Annotated in this window: 12 protein-coding genes; 6 read left to right on the top strand and 6 right to left on the bottom strand. The window is 59.7% G+C overall.

The window, feature by feature from the left end:
* Positions 1 to 175 precede the first annotated feature (175 nt).
* Entirely contained in the window at positions 176 to 2,377 is a 2,202-nt protein-coding gene (locus HUW35_RS09570; RefSeq protein WP_181252145.1) for an alpha-glucuronidase family glycosyl hydrolase, read from the bottom strand.
* Between the two features lie 178 nt (positions 2,378 to 2,555).
* Between HUW35_RS09570 and manD the strand changes: the two genes are divergently transcribed.
* Positions 2,556 to 3,767 carry a D-mannonate dehydratase ManD gene (gene manD / locus HUW35_RS09565; protein WP_181252144.1) on the top strand — a complete coding sequence of 404 codons (1,212 nt, stop codon included), beginning with the start codon at positions 2,556 to 2,558 and terminating at the stop codon, positions 3,765 to 3,767.
* A 78-nt stretch (positions 3,768 to 3,845) separates the two neighbouring features.
* Here manD and HUW35_RS18855 read toward each other — a convergent pair whose 3' ends face one another.
* From HUW35_RS18855 to HUW35_RS09550, 3 genes are all read right to left on the bottom strand, one after another.
* Complete coding sequence (locus HUW35_RS18855) at positions 3,846 to 5,003, bottom strand: lytic polysaccharide monooxygenase (RefSeq protein WP_255463211.1); 1,158 nt, start codon at positions 5,001 to 5,003, stop codon at positions 3,846 to 3,848.
* Between the two features lie 142 nt (positions 5,004 to 5,145).
* The gene (locus HUW35_RS09555; RefSeq protein WP_181252142.1) at positions 5,146 to 6,642 is read right to left on the bottom strand and encodes a tryptophan halogenase family protein; all 1,497 of its coding nucleotides are present in this window, start codon (positions 6,640 to 6,642) and stop codon (positions 5,146 to 5,148) included.
* A gap of 149 nt (positions 6,643 to 6,791) precedes the next feature.
* Positions 6,792 to 10,079, bottom strand: coding sequence for a TonB-dependent receptor (locus tag HUW35_RS09550; protein WP_181252141.1), 3,288 nt, complete (start codon positions 10,077 to 10,079; stop codon positions 6,792 to 6,794).
* A 431-nt stretch (positions 10,080 to 10,510) separates the two neighbouring features.
* On the opposite strand from HUW35_RS09550, the gene HUW35_RS09545 reads away from it, so the two are divergent.
* The gene (locus tag HUW35_RS09545) at positions 10,511 to 13,156 is read left to right on the top strand and encodes an endo-1,4-beta-xylanase (RefSeq protein WP_181252140.1); all 2,646 of its coding nucleotides are present in this window, start codon (positions 10,511 to 10,513) and stop codon (positions 13,154 to 13,156) included.
* Between the two features lie 612 nt (positions 13,157 to 13,768).
* On the opposite strand, the gene HUW35_RS09540 is transcribed toward HUW35_RS09545, so the two are convergent.
* The gene (locus HUW35_RS09540; protein WP_181252139.1) at positions 13,769 to 16,456 is read right to left on the bottom strand and encodes a glycoside hydrolase family 3 C-terminal domain-containing protein; all 2,688 of its coding nucleotides are present in this window, start codon (positions 16,454 to 16,456) and stop codon (positions 13,769 to 13,771) included.
* A 196-nt stretch (positions 16,457 to 16,652) separates the two neighbouring features.
* Between HUW35_RS09540 and HUW35_RS09535 the strand changes: the two genes are divergently transcribed.
* The 4 genes from HUW35_RS09535 (at position 16,653) to HUW35_RS09520 (ending at position 23,398) form a co-directional block, all read left to right on the top strand.
* On the top strand, positions 16,653 to 18,650 hold the full coding sequence (locus HUW35_RS09535; protein ID WP_181252138.1) for a sialate O-acetylesterase: 1,998 nt from the start codon (positions 16,653 to 16,655) through the stop codon (positions 18,648 to 18,650).
* A 91-nt stretch (positions 18,651 to 18,741) separates the two neighbouring features.
* Positions 18,742 to 19,725 carry an aldo/keto reductase gene (locus tag HUW35_RS09530; protein ID WP_181252137.1) on the top strand — a complete coding sequence of 328 codons (984 nt, stop codon included), beginning with the start codon at positions 18,742 to 18,744 and terminating at the stop codon, positions 19,723 to 19,725.
* Between the two features lie 27 nt (positions 19,726 to 19,752).
* Positions 19,753 to 21,600, top strand: a complete 1,848-nt coding sequence (locus HUW35_RS09525) for a glycoside hydrolase family 9 protein (protein WP_219932517.1) — start codon at positions 19,753 to 19,755, stop codon at positions 21,598 to 21,600.
* Positions 21,601 to 21,694: 94 nt separating this feature from the next.
* Positions 21,695 to 23,398, top strand: coding sequence for a glycoside hydrolase family 43 protein (locus tag HUW35_RS09520; protein WP_181252136.1), 1,704 nt, complete (start codon positions 21,695 to 21,697; stop codon positions 23,396 to 23,398).
* A gap of 277 nt (positions 23,399 to 23,675) precedes the next feature.
* Here HUW35_RS09520 and HUW35_RS09515 read toward each other — a convergent pair whose 3' ends face one another.
* Positions 23,676 to 24,290, bottom strand: coding sequence for a hypothetical protein (locus tag HUW35_RS09515; RefSeq protein WP_181252135.1), 615 nt, complete (start codon positions 24,288 to 24,290; stop codon positions 23,676 to 23,678).
* Positions 24,291 to 24,572 lie beyond the last annotated feature (282 nt).

The raw sequence follows: 24,572 nt of genomic DNA, 5'->3' as shown, positions 1-24,572 counted from the left end.
CAAGGGGTTTTTCTCCTAGCTATATTCGGAAGACGATTGACTGGGGGGGATAGTCCCCCCGCCAAACAAAAAATCGCGCTGGAACCCGGTGCCAGAGCGTGCACACCGGCCGCCCTGAGGTGAGAACAACCGGGAAGCCGCGCACATCATTATCAACAGGCAGTCGCAGCCCGGCTCAGTGTCCCGGCGCCCAGGGGTAATCCACGGCCTTGTAGTACTCGAGAGAGCGGGCCGGTGGTGCAACCCCTTTGGGCAGTTGCCGACCGGAGACAGACTGGAAATAGGCAATGGATGCATCCCGCCACCACTGCGCCTCACGCTCCTGCACCTGGAGCAGGCGCGCGGTCTTGTCGAAGCGCTCGGCGTCGATCAGCGGCTCGAGAGTCTGCCACTGCGCCCGCATCTTGCCGACGGCCGCCACACCCCGGTCGTAGCGGTGCACCAGTTCTTCCCAGAGATCGCGCCCGGAGGACATGGGATAGTCCCAGGGCAAATGGTGAAACCACAGCAACAGGTCGTCACCCACGGCGCTGCGGCTGGCGAATTGTTTAGCGATCGCCGGGGCGTACTGTGAGACGGCGTCGCTGCCCTCACTGGTACGGTCGAAGCCGATACCGTTATGGTCCGCGCGGTGGTAATAGACGGGGTTCCACTCGGGCCGCGCCAGATCGGATACCCAGGGGCCCGGGCCATAGTGGTGCCCCGTGGCCATCAGGTGCGCGAGCCCCAGGGGCGTCATGTAGTCCACCACCGCCTGGCGCGAGGCCATCATCATGTCCAGCCCGGTATCGAGGACCTGCGGGTCCTGGCCGAAGGTGACCTTCAGCCACTCCCGCGCGATGGCCTCCGCCTCCAGGTCGGGATTCCACGCCATGCGTCCGAACACATACCAGTTGGCCTGATTGAAGATCGAGCCGGTCCAGTCGCGGGCGCTGCCGATATTGGCCACGCCGGCGATACCGGTGAGCTTGTGATTGTGCAGGCTACCGTCGACGACCTTGGCCACGGTGGAGCCCGGCCCCGCGGCGTGGGTATCGGCCTCCAGTACCTCTTCATACATGGGGCCGAGATAAGCCAGGTGCGAGGCGAACCCCAGGTACTCCTTGGTGACCTGGAACTCCATCATCAGCGGTGTTTTCGGCATGGCACCGAACATGGGATGGAAAGGTTCGCGCGGCTGGAAATCAATCGGGCCGTTTTTGACCTGCACGATGACGTTGTCATCGAACTGGCCGTCCAGGGGCACAAAATCGCTGTAGGCCTGCTTGGCGCGGTCCTCCGGATTGTCCTGCTGGTATACGAAGGCGCGCCACATCACCACACCGCCGTGGGGCTTCAGCGCCCGCGCCAGCAGGTTGGCGCCCTCGGCGTGAGAGCGACCGTAATCGTGCGGGCCGGGCTGCCCCTCGGAATTTGCCTTCACCAGGAAGCCGCCAAAATCCGGGATCCGGCGATAGATCTCATCCGCCTTGTCGTTCCACCAACGCTGCACCGCGGGATCTTTCGGATCCGCGGTATCGAGCCCGCCGATTTCCACCGGCGCGCTGAAGCGCGCGGACAGATACACACGAATACCGTAGGGGCGGAACACATCCGCCAGCGCGGCAGCCTTGGCCAGATAGCGCCCGGTGAGGCTATCGGCGCTGGCGTTGACGTTGTTCAACACCGTGCCGTTGATACCGAGCGCAGCGTTGGCGCGGGCGTAATCGATATAGCGGGGGTCGAGTACGTCCGGCAGGTTCCACCAGTCCCAGATGGACTGGCCCGCGTAGCCGCGCTCCACCGAGCGGTCGAGATTGTCCCAGTGATTGAGCAGGCGCAGGCCGATGCGCGGGCGGCTGCTGATGTCCACATTGGCGAGCTTTGTGCCGGTCTGCAGCAGGCGCAACAGGTGGAAGCTGCCGTAGAGCAGACCCTGCTCGTTGTTGGCGGCAATCACTGTGCCCTTTTGGCCGCGCAGAGTAATGGCGCGGATCAGGTAGCCCTCGCCCCCAAGGTCGTTCAGATCACGTGCGGAAAGCCCGGCTCCGCGCACTGCCTGAGCGGTCTGCGAGGTGACCACGAGCACAAAGCCATCCCCCTGAATGCGATCGTCAACGACCGGTACTTGCGCCAGCAAGCCACGGACACCATCCACCATTTCGCGCTCTATCGCCTGCAGCGTTGGGGAGCGCTCACTGCCAGGTATGATCAGTTGCCGGAGTTGCGGCCGGTATTGATCGCGGGCGTCCGCTGCCAGTGGCTGGTAGCGGAGCCAAAGATCGTAGCCATCGTCGGCGTTTGCCGGCGGTGACATTACGCTGGCGACCACCAGCAGCAGGGCCAGCAGAAAGGCCGGCAAAGGGGTTAGTGATTTACCGATCACATCGCTTTTCATGGTTTTCTCTCGGTCTTTTTATTATTTCGCGCCTGCCATCTATTCCTAATACCAGCGGCAAAGAGCTAGAATGGTAGCGCTATCATAACTACGATAACACAACTTTTCACCTTGAGCGGCTGGTTGGAACAACTTCCAGCCACCCCTGCTCTATCGCGGTTAAATAGGGAAAGACGGCATGTTGAGAATAAAATCCGCCCGGGTCATCACCACCTGTCCGGGGCGCAACTTCATCACCCTGCAGATCGAGACGGAAGACGGCACCCGCGGGCTGGGCGATGCCACCCTCAACGGTCGCGAACTGGCGGTTGCGAGTTACCTGGAAGACCACATTATCCCCTGCCTGATCGGGCGCGATGCGCATCAGATTGAGGACATCTGGCAATACCTCTACAAGGGCGCTTACTGGCGCCGCGGTCCCGTGACCATGTCGGCAATCGCCGCGGTGGACATGGCGCTGTGGGATATCAAGGCCAAGGTCGCCGGCCTGCCGCTGTATCAGTTACTGGGCGGCGCCTGCCGCAAGGGCAATATGGTATATGCCCACGCCAACGGCGAAAGTATCGAAGAAACCATCGCCGAGGCGAAAAAGTATGTCGACCTGGGCTATCGCGCTGTGCGCCTGCAGTGCGGCGTACCGGGGCTGAACTCCACCTACGGGGTGAGCAAGGACAAGCAGCGCTACGAGCCCGCGGATGCGGACCTGCCCACGGAAAATGAATGGTCTACCGAGAAATACCTGCGTGTGGTACCGGAACTCTTCGCCGCGGCGCGGGAAGCGCTGGGCTGGGACATTCACCTGCTGCACGATGCCCACCACCGCATGACCCCCATTGAAGCCGCGCGCCTGGCCAAGGACCTGGAACCCTATCGCCTGTTCTGGCTGGAGGATGCGGTACCGGCGGAAAACCAGGCGAACTTTCGCCTGATTCGCCAGCACAGCACGACCCCGCTGGCGGTCGGTGAAGTGTTCAACAGTATCTGGGACTGCAAGCAGCTGATCGAGGAGCAGCTGATCGACTATATCCGTGCAACCGTGGTCCACGCCGGCGGCATCACCCACCTGCGCCGCATCGCCAATCTCGCCGCGCTCTACAATGTGCGCACCGGTTGCCATGGCGCCACGGACCTGTCACCGGTCACCATGGCTGCGGCGCTGCATTTCGGGCTGTCGATTCCGAATTTCGGTATCCAGGAATATATGCATCACACGGAAGAGACCAACGCCGTCTTCCCCCATGAATACACCTTCAGCGACGGGTATCTGCACCCCGGAGACAAGCCGGGACTGGGTGTGGAACTCAATGAGGACATGGCAAAAGAATTTCCGTACCAGCGGGCCTACCTGCCGGTCAACCGGCTGCAAGACGGCAGCATGCACGACTGGTAACCTGGTATGCCCACCAATAAAAAAGCCAGCGGAAATCCGCTGGCTTTTCTGTGACTACCCTTCGCTTAATGCGGACGGTTACTCACACACATTCCCGGTAACCTCCGGCACCTCGGCACTGCTGCCACCCTTGTTGCCCTGCATACCAAAGCTGACGGTCTGACCGGCACCGATGGTGTCGTTCCAGCCCATGCTGGTAGCAGTGAACGGCCCCATGCCATTGACCACGGCACTCCAGGTGTTCACCAGTGAGGTATCGTCGGTGTAACCCCACTCCACTTCCCAGCCGCTTACCGGCTCACTGCCAGTGTTGGTCAGGCGCACTTCCGCGGTGAAGCCGCTGTTCCACTCGTTGGACACCACATATTCACAGCTGACACCGGTACCCGCACTGCCACCAGAGCTGGAACTGGAACCCCCACTACTGGACGAACTGCCACCGGATGAGCTGGACGAGCTGCTGCTGGAAGACGAACCACCGGAGGAAGAACTACTCGAAGACGAACTGCTGGATGAGGAAGAACTGCTGGACGAAGAGGAAGAACCTCCGCCGGAACCGCTACCGTCAAACGCCACATCCACACAACCGTGGAAACGCTCCCAGGTATAGTAATTGCGGCCCCACTCACCGTAGATGATGTGCCGCCCCGCCCGCTCCGGCACCTCACAAGTGGTATGGAACAGGCCACTGGCCTTCTCTGCCACAATGTTGGGGTTGGCCGTGGGATTGGTATCGTCGTAATTCAGGACGCAAAAAGCTTCCCCTTCGAAGTCATCCCAGGTCAGGGTGCCACCCACCTGGTACTCAAAATCCGGCTTGGTGATCCAGTAGCGGAATTCTTCGGTGTCGTCCCAGTGCGGTCCCCAGCTGATATTCCAGGTGAACGTCTGGGTACCGCCGCTCATCGGGCTGGTGGGCCAGTCCAGCTGGTAGTCCCAGGGCGTGGGGCCACCGTCCCAGGTCTCGCTGTCAAAGCCACACACGTTGTTACTGTCGGCCTGTGCGTGCCCCTGGGCATGGGTTAGCACACTCATGAACTGGTACATGCCGCTGAAATCTTTCTGCGCGGCTTCGACGCACGCCGGCGTGGTGGCCTGGTCTGGTTTTTCATTCAGGCCACAGTGGGCATTGCGCGCCGGCGGCTCGACAATCAGGCCGTGACCAAAGGCCACGCCCGCTGCCAGAGTGAGCCCCACTACACCCAGCCCCAGTTTCAACAACCGTTTATTTCTCACACTGCTTCTCATCCTCGCTGTCCTCTTTTTCTACCTGTTATGGGTTTACTACTGAGGAAGTGACGGGCCGTGTGATTACTTGGCACCCTCCGATTGGTGCCAGGTTATAACTGTGTGGATAAGATCAAGCTAACCGGGTGAATCAGGCGCAGTGTTGCGCGATAAACTCCCGGTGCGAGGGCATTGCGGCGGCCGAGCGCTCCACTACCGATCTGATTTCGCGCATCCTGCCGGTAAACATCTGCTCGGGCATGGCATCCACCAAGGGGTGGTAACCACGCGGGATTATGCCCTGCCCCAGCATCACCTCCATCCAGCTCAATTCATTGAACAGCTCATTGTTGGCACGCACGATGCGACCGTTGCTGCGGAAGTGATCGATTTTCTGTTGCAGGGTGTCGGGAATCTCCATGGTGCGACAGTAGTTCCAGAACTCGCTGTCGTCCCGCTCGGTGGCGCAGTAGTGAAGAATCAGGAAGTCGCGGATGCGGTCCATCTCGAAATGGGTCTGGCGGTTGTACTCGTCGATATCGACGGAATCAAAATTGCGGTTGGGAAAGAGGCTGAGTAGTCGCGCAATGGCCGACTGCACCAGATGAATACTGGTGGACTCCAGCGGCTCCATAAAACCGCTGGCGAGACCGAGGGCGACACAGTTCTTGTGCCAGAAGGCATTGCGTTTGCCGGTGGTAAAGCGCAACAGTTTTGGCTCGGCCAGTGGTTCACCGTCGAGATTGCTCAGCAGTGATTCCCGCGCTGCATCCTCGTCCATAAAGCGACTGCTGAAAACGTGACCGTTGCCAATACGGTGTTGCAGCGGAATTCGCCATTGCCAGCCCGCCGGACGAGCGGTGGAGCGGGTGTAGGGCAGCGGCTCATCATCGCCCTCACAGGGCACCGCCCAGGCGCGGTCGCAAGGCAGCCAGTGGCGCCAGTCTTCATAGCCCACCCCAAGGGTTTCACCAATCAGCAGCGCGCGAAAACCCGAACAGTCGATAAACAGGTCGCCATCAATCGTTCTTCCATCTTGCAGCCTTACGGACTCGATAAAGCCACTGTCCTTTTGCAGCGCGGCCTGTACCACCACCCCTTCGGTGCGGATCACCCCACGCTGCTCGGCATAGTCGCGCAGAAACTGTGCGTACAATCCTGCGTCGAAATGAAAAGCATAAGTGATATTGGAAAGCGGTGAATTACCGGCGTCGATCGAGCGCATAAAGCGCCCCTGCAGTGCCGCCAGTGCGGTGAGAGTATATTCGCCGATGTCTTTACTGCCGCCTGCGAGGTGCTCCTTCAGCCAGTAGTGGTAAAACGCAATGCCCTCCATGTCCTTGCCCACTTCGCCAAACGCATGGATGTAGGAGTCACCTTGTTTACCCCAGTCCACAAACTGAATTCCAAGCTTGAAAGTGCCAGAGGTCTTGCGCAGGAACTCGTCCTCGTCGAGGCCGAGCATCTTGTTGAACAGCTGGATTTGCGGGATCGTCGCTTCGCCGACGCCGACGGTGCCGATCATTTCCGACTCCACCAGTGTTATCTGCGCGCTGTCTTTCAGCACTTTGGACAGCGCCGCCGCGGCCATCCAGCCAGCGGTACCACCGCCGACGATCACGATTTTACGAATATTATTATTCTGCATTAGCCGTCCGTTGTAACTTCGCGCTTCGGCTCAAACTTACCGTTCGCCGGAAAAAACATCAAACAAAAAAAAGGCACACTGCGAACAGTGCGCCGACGAGAAAGCACAACAAGATCCTGTGAATGTAGTCGTCTATAAATATATTTCTTTTAGAAATTCGCCCGCACAATCAGCGCATAACGCCGGTCCTGAATAAACCAGGAACGTCTGGCTTCGGTACCCTGATTGTCCAGCTGCATGATGGTTTCCGTCTGGGTATCCAGCAGGTTGGACGCCTGCAGCCCTACGGTTACACCATTGTCAAAGTTATAGAATATGGAACCATCCATATATCCGGCATCATCATTGAAGATCGGATATTTACTGATGGTGTCACGGGTGGTGAGCAGGTATTTGGAACGCCAGTTGTACGCCAGACGCGCCGACCAGGGCCCCTTCTCATACATGCCCACCACATTGAACGTGTGTTCGGAAACACCGCGCAGCGGCAACAGTGAGATATCCGGCAGCGGATAGCGGTCAAAGGCCTGTTCCTCTCCGGTCGTAGGCTCCGCAGCACCCTCAACACCGCTGTTGCTAAGACCGGAATCAATCCAGGTATAGTTCAGCTGCAGGCCCACCCCGTCAAACGGGGCCGGCAGGAAGTCATAGAACTGCTGGTAGGCAAGTTCCACACCCTGCATGAATCCGTCACCGCCATTAATCGTGGATTCAAAGTCCACGGTCTGCACCTGACCGGTAAGCGGGTTGGCAAAATCCCGCGGGAAGGCGCCCTTGATAAAGGTATCGCTCAGGTCTTTGTAGAAAGCCGAGGTGGTGAAGGAACCTACATCGGCAAAATACCATTCCACAGAAGCATCGTACTGAATGGATTCCATCGGCCACAGGTAGGGGTTGCCGCCGGAACCGGTCCAGTCCACCGGTGCAACCGACACGATATTGGTACCATTGTCTTCCGTTTCCTCACCATCCGCCGGCGGCTCAACCGGGCCGTCTTCACGCACCACGCCCAGCTGGCGCGCACCGATCACGGCCTGGTTTTTCACTTCCGACATGTCCGGCAGGGCGATTGCTTTGGAAACCGCAAAGCGGGCAAGCAGGTCTTCGCGCAACTCCAGTTTCAGGTTGAAGCTCGGCAGTACGCTGCTGTATTTGCTCCACGCCTCTTCAGCACTAAAGGCGTCGTTACCGAAGGCTTTTTCTTCCGGCGTAAGCCAGTTACTGGGGTCGCGGGCATACGCCATGGCTTCCCTGGCGGTGGCGAAGCGTCCATCTACCACCGCCTGGGTGGCCCATTCCTCGACGGCATCGTAGTCATTCAGCACCACCGGGGCACCGTCCGGATAGGGTACGCCGACGAAGTCCGGGTATTGCACCGAGCCCAGCGCCTCACGCTCCAGTTCTACGTAACGCAAACCCACATTACCGGAGAAGCGCAATGCGGTTTCATCGGAACCAAAGTCGAGGCGCACATAGGCGGCGCGATTGGTCTCCGTGGTGTCAAACACTTCCGGGGCCTGGAATATGCCCTTGGCGATAATGTCTTCACGGGTCCGGTAGGGTTCCCATGGGTCACCATCGGGAGAAATGAACAGGTCGCGGTTACCCTTCAGCACCCCTTTCACATAGTCCGCATCCGGGAACAGGAAGCCGCCGCCGGGCACACTGACAACGCCGCCGCGGTGGAAGTCACTGAAGTTGACGTACTCGTAGGGCTGGTCGGCCACTTCCGGGTCATTGAGATAATACGGGGTATTCCACTCGGCGCCGATTGGGCCCCAGTTATAGGAGGTAATCCGCACCGTCTGATCCCGTTGCGCCAAGCGCGCACCAAATTTGGCTGCGCGCAGCAGGCCCAGCGGCTCTTCGCTGAAGTAGTAAGTACCGTCAAAACGGCCTGCGACAGACTCGCCCTCAGACCGCTCGAAGTGATCCATGGCCGAGCGCCACCAGTAATTCTGCGGATCTCTGAACCAGTTGGGATCGCTGCTGCCGTCATAGGGCTGGTTGGGATCCCCCACCACCAGTGTGGGTGTATCACCACTGGCGTCATAGGTCTGAGACATCCACTGCCCCATGGCAATCTGCAGGTCGTCGTCCTGGGTTTCCGCCTGGATATACTGCAGGTCGAAACTGTACTCCCAGTTTTCGTTGGGTGTGAGCTGAAGATTGAAGGCTACATCGTCCACCACGGTGTGGGTATCCTTGACCCGGGTGTCGGTCTGGAACTTGGAGCCGTACTGCCCGTCACCGGGAGCATAACCACCGCGCCAGCCGGCTTCGGTCACCATGGCGCCCTGCTCGAATACGCCATCGTCGTCGAAGGAAAACTCGGTGCCCGCCAGCGGCCCCACGGTGCGTGCGGCATCGTAGGAGTCGCCCTGGTATTTCACCGCATTTTCTGTCCAGGACAGGCGTGAATCCGAGCGCATAAACTGCGCGGTAGCGAGGATCGTCTCGTCAGTATTGGCCCACTGGAAAGCACCGGCATAGCCCTTGCGGGTGCGGTCGTCTCTTTTCTGGAAAAAGTTGGACGCGTTGGGCAACCAGACAGAGTCGAAGTTTTCCGCTCCGGCAATGCCCTCGGCATCGAAGTTGAGATAGGTATCGGACTGAATACCGTGGGATGTGCCCTGCAGTTCGGAGTGGGCCACATTGAATAGCACACCGAATTCACCAGCCTCGGTCATCCAGCGGTCGCTGTAGAGCGCTGACAGGCTGGGGGTACCATTTTCATCCAGGTCGCCTTGGGAATAATCCGCGGAGACCGAAAAAGTTTGCTCCGGGCTGTCGAACGGTTTGCGGGTGCGCAGGCTCACAGTGCCACCGATACCCCCTTCGATCATATCCGCGGACTGGTTCTTGTAGACATCCACCCCGCCCATCAGCTCCGGCGGTACATCCTGAAAAGACAGACCGCGGCCGGAGTTGGCGGTGAAGGAGTCGCGGCCATTGAATTCGGAACGGGTCGCGGTCATACCGCGGATAACGGCCCCGGAGCCCTCGACACCGAAGTGGTCCGGGTCGTCAGCGCCAGCAAAACGCTCGATCGACACCCCGGGCATACGCTGCATCGCTTCCAGCACACTGCGGTCTGGCAGTGAGCCCATGTCCTCGGAAGAGATGGAATCGACAAAGGTATCGGCATTGCGTTTGATATCCTGCGCGTTCTGCAGGTTGTAACGCACACCACTGACCGTAACCTCTTCCAGGGTGCCCTCATATGCCGGGCTGCTGTCTTCGGTACTGTCACTGGCGGATTGCTGCTGAACAGGCTTGTCCTGCGCGACCTCCGCTGCACCGTCCTGGGCAAACGCCAGGCTCGGACCCGCCACGACTGTGGTAGTCGCCAGGGCGAAAATCACTTCCGATAGACGATTTTTCTTGAACCGGTTTTCCTGAATCTGCTTTTTATTGATCTTCTTCGTATTAAACATGGGCGCGTCCCCATCTCGCTATTTGCCGACGCAACGGAGTTCATCACGCTCCGGAGCGGCTGCGGCGGCTTGTTATTGTGAGTGTAGGATTTATTTTGTTACCGCTAACAATTTCTAGAATTATTCACTGATACCCCCGCTGTCAAGGACTTTTCCCCGACATAATCTGCCGTCAGCCCCGGCAAACAGATGAATATCGCGTCACGCGTTGTAAACGTTTACATCGGGTGGTAGCGTTACCGCTAAGTTGGGCCGCAGAGCCCGACATCAGACTGCGAATAAAAATAGCGATGACTCCAGCGATGACACACCCGCATTCTGTGTGGCCTCCCTGCGTCAGTAGCCTGGGACGGCCGATAAAAGCCGCCCTGACAAACCGTATTTACAACAAAAAAGCCCGGAAGACCGGGCCAACGGGAAGGGTATCGACCATGAAAAGCACTCTGTTTCCAATTGCCGTACTGGCTGTTGCCATAGCCTCGGCCGGCTGTACCAATAAAGACATCGAACAGCCCGAGCAGGCGCAGGTAACCGATAACAATATCGCCCCCACCGCCAATGCAGGGGCGGACCGCACCGTAAGTGAAGGTGCCAGCGTGACACTCTCCGGCTCCGGCTCGGACATGGATGGCAGCATAGCCACCTACAACTGGAGCCAGGTTTCCGGTCCTTCCGTGACGCTGACAGCCGGTGACGCCGGCACCGTCTCTTTTACCGCTCCAGCGGTTGAGGCATCCTCCCAGCTGGTCTTTGAGCTACGTGTCAGCGATGACGGCGGTGCGTCCAGCCCGGCAGACGCAGTGACAGTCACGGTGCTCCCCGTGTACGACAAGTTCTTCGGTACCGCCATCGAACACCCGGACGACTACAACCAGCTCACCACCTATTTCGACCAGATCACCCCCGGCAACTCGGGCAAGTGGGGCAGTGTGGAATCCGAGCGGGATATGCCGGTGTGGACCGACCTGGATACCGCCCACACCTTTGCCGGCAACAACGACCTGCAGTTCAAGTTCCACACCCTGTTCTGGGGTCAGCAGCAGCCGGGCTGGCTGGACGGCCTCAGTGTGGAAGAGCAGCGCGCAGAGATCGATGAGTGGCTCACCGATGTGGCCGCGCGCTACCCGAATCTGGATATGATCGATGTGGTCAACGAGCCGCTGCACGCGCCCCCCGCTTATAAAGAAGCCCTGGGTGGCGACGGCGAGACTGGCTGGGACTGGCTGATTACCGCTTTCGAGCTGGCACGCGAGCATTTCCCCGAGTCCAAGCTGCTGCTCAATGACTACAACATCCTCAACCTCGAGGATGCCACGGAAGATTACCTGGCACTGGTGGAGCTGCTGAAAAGCCGCGACCTGATCGATGGCGTCGGTGTACAGGCGCACTTCCTCGAACAGTCTCTCGCGGTGGATGTGGCAGCCAACCTGGATACGTTGGCCAGCACAGGACTACCCATCTATGTCTCCGAGCTGGATATCAACTTCGCCGATGATGCGCGCCATGCCAACAAACTGCGCGAACTGTTTACCGTGTTCTGGGAGCACCCGGCGGTGGCCGGCGTCACTCACTGGGGTTACCGCCAGGGCCATATGTGGCGCAGCGAAGCCTGGCTGCTGGCTAGTGACGGCACCGAGCGCGCCGGTCTGCAGTGGCTGAACTGCTACCTGGCTGACAATACAGGCTGCGATGTACTGGTTCCGGAATACATCCCCGCGGGCTGGAGCGGCAGCGATGAACTCCTCACCCTGGAGGCGGAACTCTTCGACGAGGGCCGCGGGGTGCAGGCGGCCGGTGATTTCATCGCGCAAACCGATCTCGGTGACTGGATTCGCTTCCAGGCGGTGGAATTCAAGGATGCGTGGGACAGCTTCAGCGTCAACTACGCCAAAGGCGCGGGTGAGGCCGGTAGCATTTCGATCCGACTGGGAAGCCTGGATGCCGACGACGCTGCGACGGTGCAACTGCCCGCTACCAATGGCTGGGGTGACTTCCAGACCATCACCGCAGACTGGTCGCCAATCGCCGGTACCCATGATGTGTATGTGCGGTTCAATGACGTGGCGGGTGTCGGCAATATTGACTGGCTGCGCTTCGGCGTTGCCGGCGCCACACCGGTGAACAACCTGGTAAGCAATGGCGATTTCGAGCAGGGCGCAGACGGCTGGGGCGCAGGCTGGGCTGGCGGTGCGCTGAGCACCTCTACGGATTACGCACAGTCCGGCAACCGCAGTCTGTTGGCTTCCGGCTTCGGCAGCGGCGCCTATGCGACCTACGACCTGACGACGTCTCTGGAACCCGGCACCAATTACCCGATCACTGCCTGGGCACTGCACACCGGTGCCGACCCGGTTCAGATCACTATGGTCACCAAGCTCGCCTGTGAGGGCCAGGGCGATCAGTATATCTGGCTCAATAATCAGGATGCTGCGCCCTCGGGCACCTGGGTACAGATGAGCGGCATTCTGGAAATTGCCGCGGACTGCCAGATCAATGAGGCGCTGCTGTACTTCGAGAATACCCCCGAGGGTACCGATGTCTATCTAGATGCGGTGGAGGTGGTCGTGCCTGGTGGCGGTGAGGAACCTGCGAGCAATAACCTGATTACCGATGGAGGCTTTGAAGGTGCGGCGCTGTCTTCGAGCTGGAGTGCCTGGTACACCAGCGGCACCACTCTGGCGATTTCCGACGAGCAGTCCCAGGCAGGCAGCCAGAGCCTGAAGGTGTCTACGCGTACGGAAAACTCCAATCCTTCTTATGACCTGACGTCGAAGGTGGAAGCGGGTACGACCTATGATGTTGCCCTTTCAGTACGGCATTCCGGGCCGGACGCGGCACCGGTGCAGTTGACCCAAAAGCTGGCCTGTGACGGTGCGGATGATGCGTATGTAGGTGTTGCCGGTTCGGATGCGGAAGGCAACCCGCTCAGTCTGGCGGCCGGTGAGTGGCACGATCTGACTGGCAGCTTTACGGTGCCGGCGGACTGTAGCGTGACGGAACTGCGCCTGTATTTTGAAGGCACACCGCTGGCAGTGGAAACTCTTTATATTGATGAGTTTTCGGTGACTCCGCAATAAGAAAGCTTCGTAGCGCAATGTAGTGGCGGCAGAGCGCCGGGCGAAGGTTTTCAGGACCGCTGTGAATACATCCATGTAAGCTGCGTCGCAAACGTCCTGTTTGCGACGCTCCTGAAAACCTTCGCCCGGCGATCTGCCTTCGCTTTGTGAGGCTCCACTTTGTAGCCATCGGTGGCTGCGTTATAAAACGAGATAAAAACGCCCAAGAATGGTTTTTAAAATTGGGCAGTCGCTGTTCTCCCCGCTGTTTTTTTTACCTCCCAATCCCTCGCACGAGGCACCCCACCGCAATTTCAAAGCTCCCTTCATCCGAAGATTTCCCTCTTATGGACCGCAAGGTGTCGGCGCAGTATCGGTGCAAAAGTAAGGCGGTACGGGTATCCAGCTGGTGATTCAGATTGCAGGCGGGTATTGAGCGGGATGGCGTACGGGATTTATGCCGTCAGTGAGCTGATTGGTATTTCGCCGTGGTACTGGCAGGCCGATGGGCCGGTTAAGAAATCCCAAAACCCTTTATTAAAACGGATACACGGGTCGCAGACTTTCCGGCCACGCTCGCAAAAAAATACCCACCAGAGATCTGGCGGGTATCGCGACGATGTAACTTCCCTTCTACTGAATCATGACGCTCGCTTGCGCAACTTGCGGCGCCTGCAGATATTCTCCCTGCCCGGATCCGACCGTGAGTTTTAACCTACCGTGATAGGGCTGGAAGATGCCCTCATTGTCTACGTAGGCAAGGTCCTCACTGTCAATCACAAACGAGAGCTCTGCAGAATCGCCGGCGTCCAATTGCGTGTGCGTGAAGGCCTTCAGTTCCCGGAGCGGGACCTCTACCGGCGCGTCCGGCAGGCTCAGATAGACCTGGCTGATTTCTCCTCCGGCGCGCTCACCAAGGTTGCTGAGGGTGACTTCAATCGCAAGGTCTTCCCCCACCGCAATGGCCTCGGGAACCTTCAGGTCACTATAGGCGAACTCTGTGTAGCTCAGGCCGTGACCAAACGGATAGAGCACTTCGCCGGTGAAGTAGCGATAAGTGCGGCTGGCAAACGAGTAGTCCTTGAAGCCAGGCAGATCATCAACACTGCGATAAAAGGTCACCGGCAGCCGGCCCGAGGGATTCGCGTCGCCCCACAGCAGGCGCGCCAGCGCGGTGCCGGTGGCTTCGCCAGGATAAAACGCCTGCACGATGGCATTAAGGTTTTTATCTTCCCAGTTCAGGGCCATGGCGCTGCCGCTGAAGTTCACCATGACGATCGGTTTACCCAGCGCTTTCAGTTTCCGCAGCAGGTCTCGCTGCACCGCAGGCAATTTGAGATCAGTACGGTCTCCACCATCAAACCCTGCCAGCACCACCGGCATTTCTTCGCCCTCGAGCTCCGCTGAGATGCCACCGGTATAGATGATGACCTCGGCCCCGCGCGCGACCTCAAGGGCCTCGGCCGCGTAGTCCCTGGAAGTATTCACCCACATCAGCCGCACTTCCGGCTCCAATGGTGCACCGGTTACTGTGCGCAAGAACACGTCCGAAAGGCTCAGGGTGTACTCCTGCCCTGCCTCGAGCGCTACCGCGCCCTCCACGGGCTGGCCGTTGATCGACAGATCGCCACCGGTTTTAAACAGGTAGTTTCCGGATTCCCGCGGTACCAGCACGCCTTTCCACACAACACCGAAATCCCCGTTCACCGTGTCGTCCACCGGAGAGCGGGCCCAGTAGAAATCCACTTCAGGATCGATGCGGGTAAACGCCGGCGACTCCGCCAGGGTGGTTGCAGGGATATAACGGAAATCGCGCGCCTTTTCCCCGCGGGTGAGATCGACGGGGAAGTACTCCGCATTCAGGCCCGCCTGCAGCTTCCCGTTCGCGTCGCGGTGAAACAGGTTTTCCGCGTTGACGATTTCATAATGGCCATACTGGTCGGCGATCAGTGAAGAGCCCGGTGCGTACACCACCTTGTCTGCACCGGCCCGCGACCGGATGCCCTCCAGCGGAGTGACCGGTTTGATCGGGGAGCCGTGATAATTCCCCACCAGTACGGAAAAGTTGGTGGCATTGGGGCCGATAACCGCCACCCGGGTACCCTCTGCAAGTGGGAGTACGCCGTCGTTTTTCAGCAGCACCATGGATTTTTCTGCGGCGGTTTCCGCCAACGCAAGATGTTCCTCGGAGCCGACCACCGACATGGGAATCTGCGTGTAAGGTACGGATTCGGCCGGGTCAAACATGCCGAGTTTGAAACGCGTGGTAAACAGGCGCTTGACCGCAGTATCGATGTCACGCTCGTCGATCATTTCACGCTGCAGCGCGAAGCCCAGGTTGGCGAAAGTGCTGAGGCGACCGGTCCCGCAATTCACATCCGTGCCGGCTTTGAGCGCCCAGGCGGCGGCCTCCGCCGGGGCCTGGACCAGATTGTGCGCGTCGGGCTCATAAAAATCGGCGATGGCACCGCAGTCGGAGACCACGTGCCCGTCAAAGTGCCACTGGTCCCGCAGGGTTTCTTTCAGCAGCATATCGCTGCCACAGGCCGGTTCGCCATTGACCCGGTTGTAGGCGCACATGACCGCCTCTACGTCCGCGTCCACTACCGCGGTCTTGAACGCCGGGAAATAAGTCTCGGCGAGATCTTTCCGGCTCGCCCAATAGTCATCCGAATGGCGGGATTTTTCCGGGCCACTGTGCACCGCAAAATGCTTGGCCATCGCCGCGGTTTTCAGGTAGCGAGGATGGTCCCCCTGGAGTCCGCTGATAAACGACACCGCCATCTGCCCGGTGAGATACGGGTCTTCACCGTAGGTCTCCTGCCCGCGGCCCCAGCGTGGATCGCGGAAAATATTGATATTGGGCGACCAGAATGTCAGCCCGGTATAGCGGAACGCCATACCGTTATCGGCGAAGTAATGGTGTTTGGCCCTGGCCTCGTCAGAAATTGCGGTGGCCACTTCGCCCAGCATTTGATCATCAAACGTCGCCGCCAGACCGATCGCCTGCGGAAAAACCGTGGCCTTGCCCGCGCGGGCCACACCGTGCAGAGCCTCGTTCCACCAGTCGTACTTCGGCACACCTAAGCGCTCAATCGCCGGCGCATCGTTGTACAGCTGGGCAACTTTTTCCGACAGCGTCATCCGCTCCACCAGGTCATCAACCCGCTGCGGTATGGGAAGTGCGGTATCGAGATAGGGCAGGCTGCCGGCTTCAAAAGGCGCAACAACGGAACCGGCGTGGTCCGTGGAATCTGCAGATCGCTCGCTGCAGGCCGCGATGAGCAGAGCGCACAGCGGCAAGGACAGGATTTTATACATTGTTATTTTCCTCAGGCATTCGCTGCGAAGGAGTGTAACCAGCGCCCCCACATATTGTAAACGTTTACATTAATTGATAGCGTTACCCGGATGTGCAGAACACTTGCGTGACCACCCAAGGTCATCGTCGACTGTTGACAAAAGAAGACAGCGCCAGAATAACAACCACCTGCACCACTGCGATGAGGAAACCACCATGCAAGCTCGCTTGTTTCCCCGTGTGTGCCTGACCTTCGGGCTGCTCACCCCCCTTTCATTGACCACTCCGGCAACCGCGGATGTCACCCTGCCCAAGCTCGTGAGCGATGGCATGGTGCTGCAGCGGGAGGCGCCGGTAAAAATCTGGGGCTGGGCAGATGCCGGGGAAGTCGTACGGGTGGACTTTCTTGGCGAGCAGTACCGGACCGAGGCCGGCGACGGCGGTGACTGGTCCATCATCCTGAAGCCCACCCCCGCGGGCGGCCCCCACACCATGCGAGTGCGCGGGGAAAACGAAATACAGCTGCAGAATATCCTGCTGGGGGATGTATGGCTGGCCTCCGGGCAATCCAATATGGAATACCCGATCAATCGCATCGCCCACGCTTTTGCCGATGAGATTGCGGCAGTGAACAACCCGCGCATCCGCCAATTCCAGGTACCGCAGACCTACGACTTCAACGTACCGCAAGCAGATCTGTCCGGCGGGGAGTGGCTGCCGGCAACGCAGCAGCATATCCAGAATTTTTCTGCGGTGGCCTATTTCTTTGCCGACAACACCCAGCAGCGCGAGCAGGTTCCCATCGGCATTATCAACAGCAGTCTGGGCGGGTCGCCGGCGGAGGCCTGGGTAAGCGAGGAAACCCTGCAGCAATTCCCCGCACACCTTGCGGAAAAGAAAAAATTTGAGGATGCGCAACTCATCGAATCCATCCAGCGCCAGGACCGCGCCCGCAGCGACCAGTGGTACGCCACTGCGGCACAAAAAGACCGCGGCCTGCAATCGGGAAAAACACCCTGGTACGCACCCGCACTGGACACTGAAGGCTGGCAGACCTTTTCCGTTCCCGGTTACTGGGCGGAGCAAGCCGGCATCATGGAGAAAGGGGTTTTCTGGCTGCGCAAAACCATTGCGCTTCCCGAGGCGCAGGCAGGCGAGCCCGCGCTGCTGGAACTGGGACGCATCGTAGATGCGGACGAAACCTGGATCAATGGCCACAAGGTCGGCAACACCACCTACCTCTATCCCCGCCGCCGCTATCAGGTTCCGGCAGGCGTACTGCAGGCGGGAGAAAATGTTATTGCGATTCGCGTGACCAATAGCGGCGGTGCCCGCGGCGGCTTTGTCGAAGACAAGCCCTACCAGCTGACGGTGGGTGGCGAACAGTTCGACCTGAAAGGCCAGTGGCAATTCCGCCAGTCCGCACAGATGCCGGAGCTTGAAAGCCAGACCTTTGTACGCTGGAAACCCGCCGGGCTGTACAACGCCATGCTGCACCCGCTGCAGAACTACCGCATCAAGGGTGCACTCTGGTACCAGGGTGAATCCAATGTGGGGCGCGCACAGGAATACCGCAAACTCTTCCCGGCAATGATCCGCGAATGGCGCGCCGACTGGCAGCAGAACGCTGGCCAGGATGCACTGCCCTTCCTGTTTGTTCAGCTGGCCAATTACCTCGAGCCAAAAGCCGATCCCGGCGACAGCGCCTGGGCGGAACTGCGCGCGGCTCAGGCCAGCGCGCTTTCACTGGATGACACTGCAATGGCGGTAACCATCGACGCCGGTGAATGGAATGACATCCATCCGTTGGACAAGAAGATCGTGGGCCAGCGCCTGGCATTGGCAGCAGCAAACCGGGTTTACGGCCACGCGGATGTGGTGGCCTCCGGTCCGCAACTGGCATCGGCCAAATTCGATGACGAAAAAGCGGTGCTGGAATTTACCCATACACACAAAGGCCTGGTCGCCGCCCCCTGCGCGAGCCAGTGCACGCACAGTGAAGGGAATTCAAAGCTGCACGAGTTCGCCATCGCCGGCAGCGATGGCCGCTACCACTGGGCCAATGCGCGGATTGTCGGCGAGCGGGTGGAAGTGTGGAGCGAGCAGGTTCGACAACCCCGGTCCGTGCGCTACGCCTGGGCGGACAATCCCGCCGAGGCCAACCTGTACAACGGCGCCGGCCTGCCCGCTGCGCCCTTTCAGGTCGACCAATAAGATCAAGAAGCGGCTTCTGAAACGTCCCATTGGAAGCCCGCCATACAAATAGCAAGAACAGCCATAAAAGAAGTAAACACTGGAGCAGATGATGCATTACCGCCAACTGGGCAAGACCGGGTACAGAGTGAGTGAAATCGGCCTCGGCTGCTGGCAGCTGGGGGGCGATTTCGGCCCCCTTGCCGGCGACACCGCCAGTGACATTCTGCAGGCCGCCGCCGATTGCGGTATCAACTTCTGGGATACCGCCGATGTGTACGGCGGTGGTGAGAGCGAGCGGCGCATCGGCGCTTTCGCGCAAAAACCGGAGAACCTGCTGGTGGCCACCAAGGTGGGCCGCGGACAGGGTCTGTACCCGGACGGCTACAGCCTGTCCGCGGTGCGCGACAGCCTGCGGGAGTCGGCCCATCGCCTTGGCGTGGACACCATTGACCTGGCGCAGCTGCACTGCGTTCCTCCGGAAGTATTGCAACAGGGCGACATCTTCCACTGGATGGCGCAGCTGCAAAACGAGGGGCTGATCCGTCACTACGGCGCCAGCGTCGAAACCATTGAGGAAGCGTTCACCTGTCTTGAAAACCCGGGCCTCGCCACGCTGCAGATCATTTTCAACCTGTTCCGCCAGGATGCGGCGGAAGCGCTGCTGGACGCGGCGCAGGAAAAAAATGTCGGCATCATCGTGCGCCTGCCTCTCGCCTCCGGCCTGCTCACCGGCAAGTTCACCCAGGACAGCCATTTTGCCGAAAGTGACCACCGCAACTACAACCGCGACGGCGCTGCCTTTTCCGTGGGAGAAACCTTCGGTGGCATTCCGTTTGAAAAGGGTGTGGAACTGGCACAAGGGGTGAGAACCCTGTTACCGGACAGTGCCAACAGTAACCAGGCTACCCAGGCCCTGCGCTGGATTCTGGATCATCCCGCCGTGTCCACCATTATTGCCGGCGCCTCCGGCCCGCAGCAGGTAGCCAGCAATGCATCGGCGTCTGATCTTGCGCCGCTGCCCGTATCAACCCACCGGGCACTGGCAGAGTACTACCAGCAGCAGGTGCGCCCACATATTCGCGGAGCCATCTGAACAAGCATCGCGCTTGCGCGGGAAACCATGCCGCAAGAACACCATAAACAGGAGAACCACAAGGTGGTATCAAAACACAGTACGTTTGCCGCTGGCTGTATGGTGACACTGGCCGTGGTGTTCAGCGGTTTCCAGCAGGTGCAGGCCAAGTCACCAGTGAGCGAGGACATTCGTCTCAACCAGCTGGGCTTTTCCCCACTGTCGGAAAAGATTGCTGTGCTTATTACACAGGAATCCCGACAAAAAAATCCGGAATTCGTGGTGCGCGCGGCGGACACCGGCGAGGAGGTGCTGAGCGGAAAGCTGCAAGCATCCAGTGAAAAGACCTGGGGCGGACAGAGTGCACTGGTGGCGGACTTCTCCCGCGTGAAAACACCGGGAACCTACCAGCTGGAAATTTCCGGCAATGGTGAATCAGAACCTCTGCGCTCCGCGTCCTTCCAGGTAGACGACACCATTTACCAGGACCTCGCCGCCGCCAGCCTCAAAGCTTTCTACTACCAGCGCGCGTCCATGGAACTGAAAGAAGTCCACGCGGGTCCCTGGCACCGCGCCGCCGGCCACCCGGACGACAAGGTACTGATTCACCCCTCCGCAGCCAGCGATTCGCGCCCGGAAAATACCGTGGTGTCCGCGCCCAAAGGCTGGTACGACGCCGGCGACTACAACAAGTACGTGGTCAACAGTGGTATCACCATGGGCACCCTGATGAGCGCGTACGAGCGCTTCCCGGAATACTTTGCGGCGCAATCCCTGAATATTCCGGAATCGGATAACGCACTGCCGGACATTCTCGACGAGGTGCGCTACAACCTCGAGTGGCTGGCCGCCATGCAGGATCCCGCCGACGGCGGTGTCTATCACAAGCTCACCACCGCCGGCTTTGAAGGAATGGTGGCCGCACACAAGGCCACACAGCCGCGCTATATGGTGCAGAAGACCACCGCCGCCGCGCTGGACTTTGCTGCCGTGATGGCCCAAGCCGCGCGGGTGTATGCGCCCTACTCCGAAGAAGAAAGCAATAAACACCGCGAGGCCGCCCTGGCCGCCTGGCAGTGGGCGGAGCAACATCCGGCCGTGACTTACCGGCAGGACGCACTCAATGAGACGTTCGATCCCGATGTGACCACCGGGGCCTACGGCGACGAACAGCTGGATGACGAACGCCTGTGGGCGGCGGCGGAGCTCTATCTGGCAACCGGTGACAGGGATTTCTGGTCGGTGATCGCAGCGGCAACACCGGCGTACAGCCTGCCCAACTGGGCGGATGTGCGCTGGCTCGGCTACTACAGCCTGCTCGCGCACAAAGACAAGCTGCCACCCGACAGTGGCACCTGGCGCAGCGCCATCGAAAAGCAACTCATCCTCGCCGCGCGCCAGTTGCGCCGCGACGGCGAACAGAGTGCTTACCGCGTGCCCATGGTGAGCGATCCCGGGCTGTTTGTGTGGGGCAGCAACGCGGTGGCGGCCAATCAGGGCATTCTGTTTCTGGAGGCCTTCCGCATCACCGGCGACAGCGGTTTCCTGCGCAGTGCCGAAGCCACGCGCGATTATTTGCTGGGGCGCAATGCCACCGGTTTTTCCTACGTCACCGGCTTTGGCCGCAAAACGCCCCAGCACCCCCACCACCGCCTGGCCGCGGCAAACCCAGACATGCCGCCCCTGCCCGGCTTTCTGGTGGGCGGCCCCAACCCGTCACAGCAGGACGGCTGCGACTACACCAGCACAGTGGCGGACGAGTCCTACACCGACCATGTGTGCAGCTACGCGAGCAATGAAATTGCCATCAACTGGAATGCTCCGTTCGCCTACCTGATTAACGGTCTGCATGCGATCGAACGTCGACATGGCAAAGGGTGCACCCATCACGACTGAGTTGCTAACGCTGTAACGCTACCAACAACCTGAAAGATTCCACTCTGCAGGCGCCGGCTACAGGCGCCTGGATCAAAGTTAAGGTCTTAACCCTATGAAAAAAATAAAATCGAGTTTGCTGGCAGCGCTGGCGCTGTCTTTTACCGCGAGTGCGAGCACCGAACACACCGCGACCTTCGACTGGTTTGAATACCGCGGCCAGGACCGCATCTTCGAGCAGCCCGTTGCGAAAGACGAATACCGCAACCCGATCCTTGCCGGCTACTACCCCGACCCCAGCATCGTGCAGGTGGAAGACGACTACTACCTGGTGAATTCCAGCTTTGCCCACTATCCCGGCATCCCCGTGTTCCACAGTCGCGACCTGGTGAACTGGACCCAGCTCGGGCATGTGATCGATCGCCCCGACCAACTGGATTTTGCCGACCTGGGCATTTCCCGCGGAATTTTTGCTCCCGCCATCAGCTATAACGAAGGCACCTTTTATCTGGTAACCACCTGTGTGGATTGCGGTGGCAACTTTGTGGTTACCGCAGAGGATCCCGCCGGCCCCTGGTCGGATCCGGTATGGCTGCCGGAAGTGGGCGGGATAGACCCGTCCCTGTTTTTTGACGACGACGGCAAGGCCTACATCATCAATAACGATGCCCCCATCGGCGAACCGCTGTATGACGGCCACCGGGCCCTCTGGGTACAGGAGTTCGACGCGAAAAAACTGGAGACGGTTGGCCCGCGCAAGCTGGTCATCAACGGCGGCGTGAACCTGGCGGAAAAGCCGGTGTGGATCGAAGGCCCACATCTGTTTCGCAAAAATGGCCAGCTGTACCTGATCGCGGCCGAGGGCGGCACCAGCGTGAACCACTCGCAGGTAGTGCTCAAAGGGGAATCGCCCTTCGGCCCGTTTACCCCCTGGGATAACAATCCCATCCTCACCCAGCGTCATCTCGACCCGGATCGCCCCAATCCCGTCACCTCCGTCGGCCACGCCGATTTCGTGCAGGATGCGGAAGATAACTGGTGGGCGGTGTTTCTCGGCATCCGCCCCTATGAGGGCGATTTCTACAACACCGGCCGCGAGACCTTCCTGATGCCGGTGAGCTGGGAAGATGGCTGGCCGGTGATTACTCGCGGCGATCAGCGTATTCCCAGCGTTGCAAAACGCCCGGCGCTGTCGCCACAGCAGCCCGGGCCGCTGCCGCTGACCGGCAACTTTACCCAGCGCGACGAGTTCGACACTCCGCAACTGCCCATGCACTGGCTGCAATTGCGCAACCCGTCCTCCACACCGTGGTTCAGCCTCACCCGCGCTCCCGGCAGCCTGCAACTCACTCCTACCGCCACCGCTCTGGGCGATGCCGGTAACCCCGCGTTTCTGGGGCGGCGCCAGCAGCATTTACAAGGCAGCGCTACCACCCGAATGCGTTTCCAGCCGCAGGGGGAATCCGACCGGGCGGGGCTCGCGGTCTTTCAAAACCGGGAGTACTTCTACTTCTTTGGCATCGTCGGAAACGCCGACGGCGGTGCGGATCTGATTGTCAGCCGGCGGGATGGCGACGCCGCACGCCACGGAAAAACCATTACCCGCCTGGCGCTGGAAACCCCTGCCGACAAACCCGCGGACATCCAGCTCAGAGTGGATGCACGGGGGGCAGAATACGACTTTCACTACAGCCTCGACGGTGGAAAAAACTGGCAGCCCATCCTGCTGTCGGCGGACGGCAAGATAGTGAGCACTCGCCATGCGGGGGGATTTGTGGGTGCGCTTATCGGCCCCTACGCCTACCGCGATGACCGCTGAGCAACAACCCATCGGGGAAAATCGCACAACAGGGCCGCACCGGAATAGGCACTCATCACGCGGTTTGTGATGTGTGTGGCCCTTGCCGGTGTCTGTGGGCGCCAGCGGCGCCTGACGCATGCGCCCTGTTGTTTCCGGGAACATCTACACTAAAGTTGAAATCCCGAAGGGAGTGTGACCCAGAAAAATGTTATGGTCACACCTCGTTTACCTGCGATGGAACCCGTTATGAAACAACCATTTCTTACCATCACCGCCCTCTTTACCGCGCTGCTGCTCATTTCAGTTTGTCCGCGGCGGCAGCGCGAAACCCGCTGACATAAAAATCCTCCACTCGCAGTTTGCCAAAACGCACGCAGCTGGGGCTGTCCCACTGGGGCTTGTGCTGGTAACACACCACCGCGTTGCGCAGGGTGCCCGCGGACAGATCCACCCGCCAGTCCTTTGGTGTCTTCTCCCCTTCTGCAAGCTGCCATCCACCGATCTCCCAGACCCTGCCACGCTTGCCAGGCTCGGATTCGAGATCCATGTAGACGTCATTCAGCTCCACCAGCTTGACGTGTATATCGCCGCGCAGCAGGTGCCACCAGCTGAGTCCTAACGTCGCCTCGCCGACACGGAAGCCGCGATCCGACTGGTTGCGCACTTCCACCCCACGTAAATGGGCGTGCAGCCGTGGCAGGGAAATATCGATATGACGCACCTGGGCTTCCAGGCCGCGCTCATGCAGCCACTGCTGCACTTTTTCCGGCAGGTAAATCGTCAGCAACAGGTTCAGGGTAAGAATCGCCAGCAAGAACGCCACCAGCAACCACAGCACGCGGTGCATGCCCCTGCGCTGCGCCTTGTGTGCGGCAGAATTCGGTGGTGACTCTGGTGGTGTGCTGAACATCGAGACTCGGCGTACAAATTATTTCACGCAGCTCTGGTTCCCTCGTGATCACGTGACCGTTTGGGGGAGTTGCGGGCTCTCTACAGTAAAGACCAGAGCAGCCGTGTCAGATGTCGCCAATTGCTACCGCGAAGGGTTTTCTTTCGCCAACGGTCAGCATGAAAACCAACGGACTGCGCTGACGCGAAAATTCCGGCAGCTAAAGCCTCGTACCGCGCCGCACAAAACGTGCTATTCCACCAGTCGCCATTACACTGTTTATATTTCAACCAATCTGGCACA

Source organism: Microbulbifer sp. YPW1 (assembly GCF_013367775.1).
Taxonomy (GTDB): domain Bacteria; phylum Pseudomonadota; class Gammaproteobacteria; order Pseudomonadales; family Cellvibrionaceae; genus Microbulbifer.
This window is presented reverse-complemented; position numbering and strand designations above follow the sequence as displayed.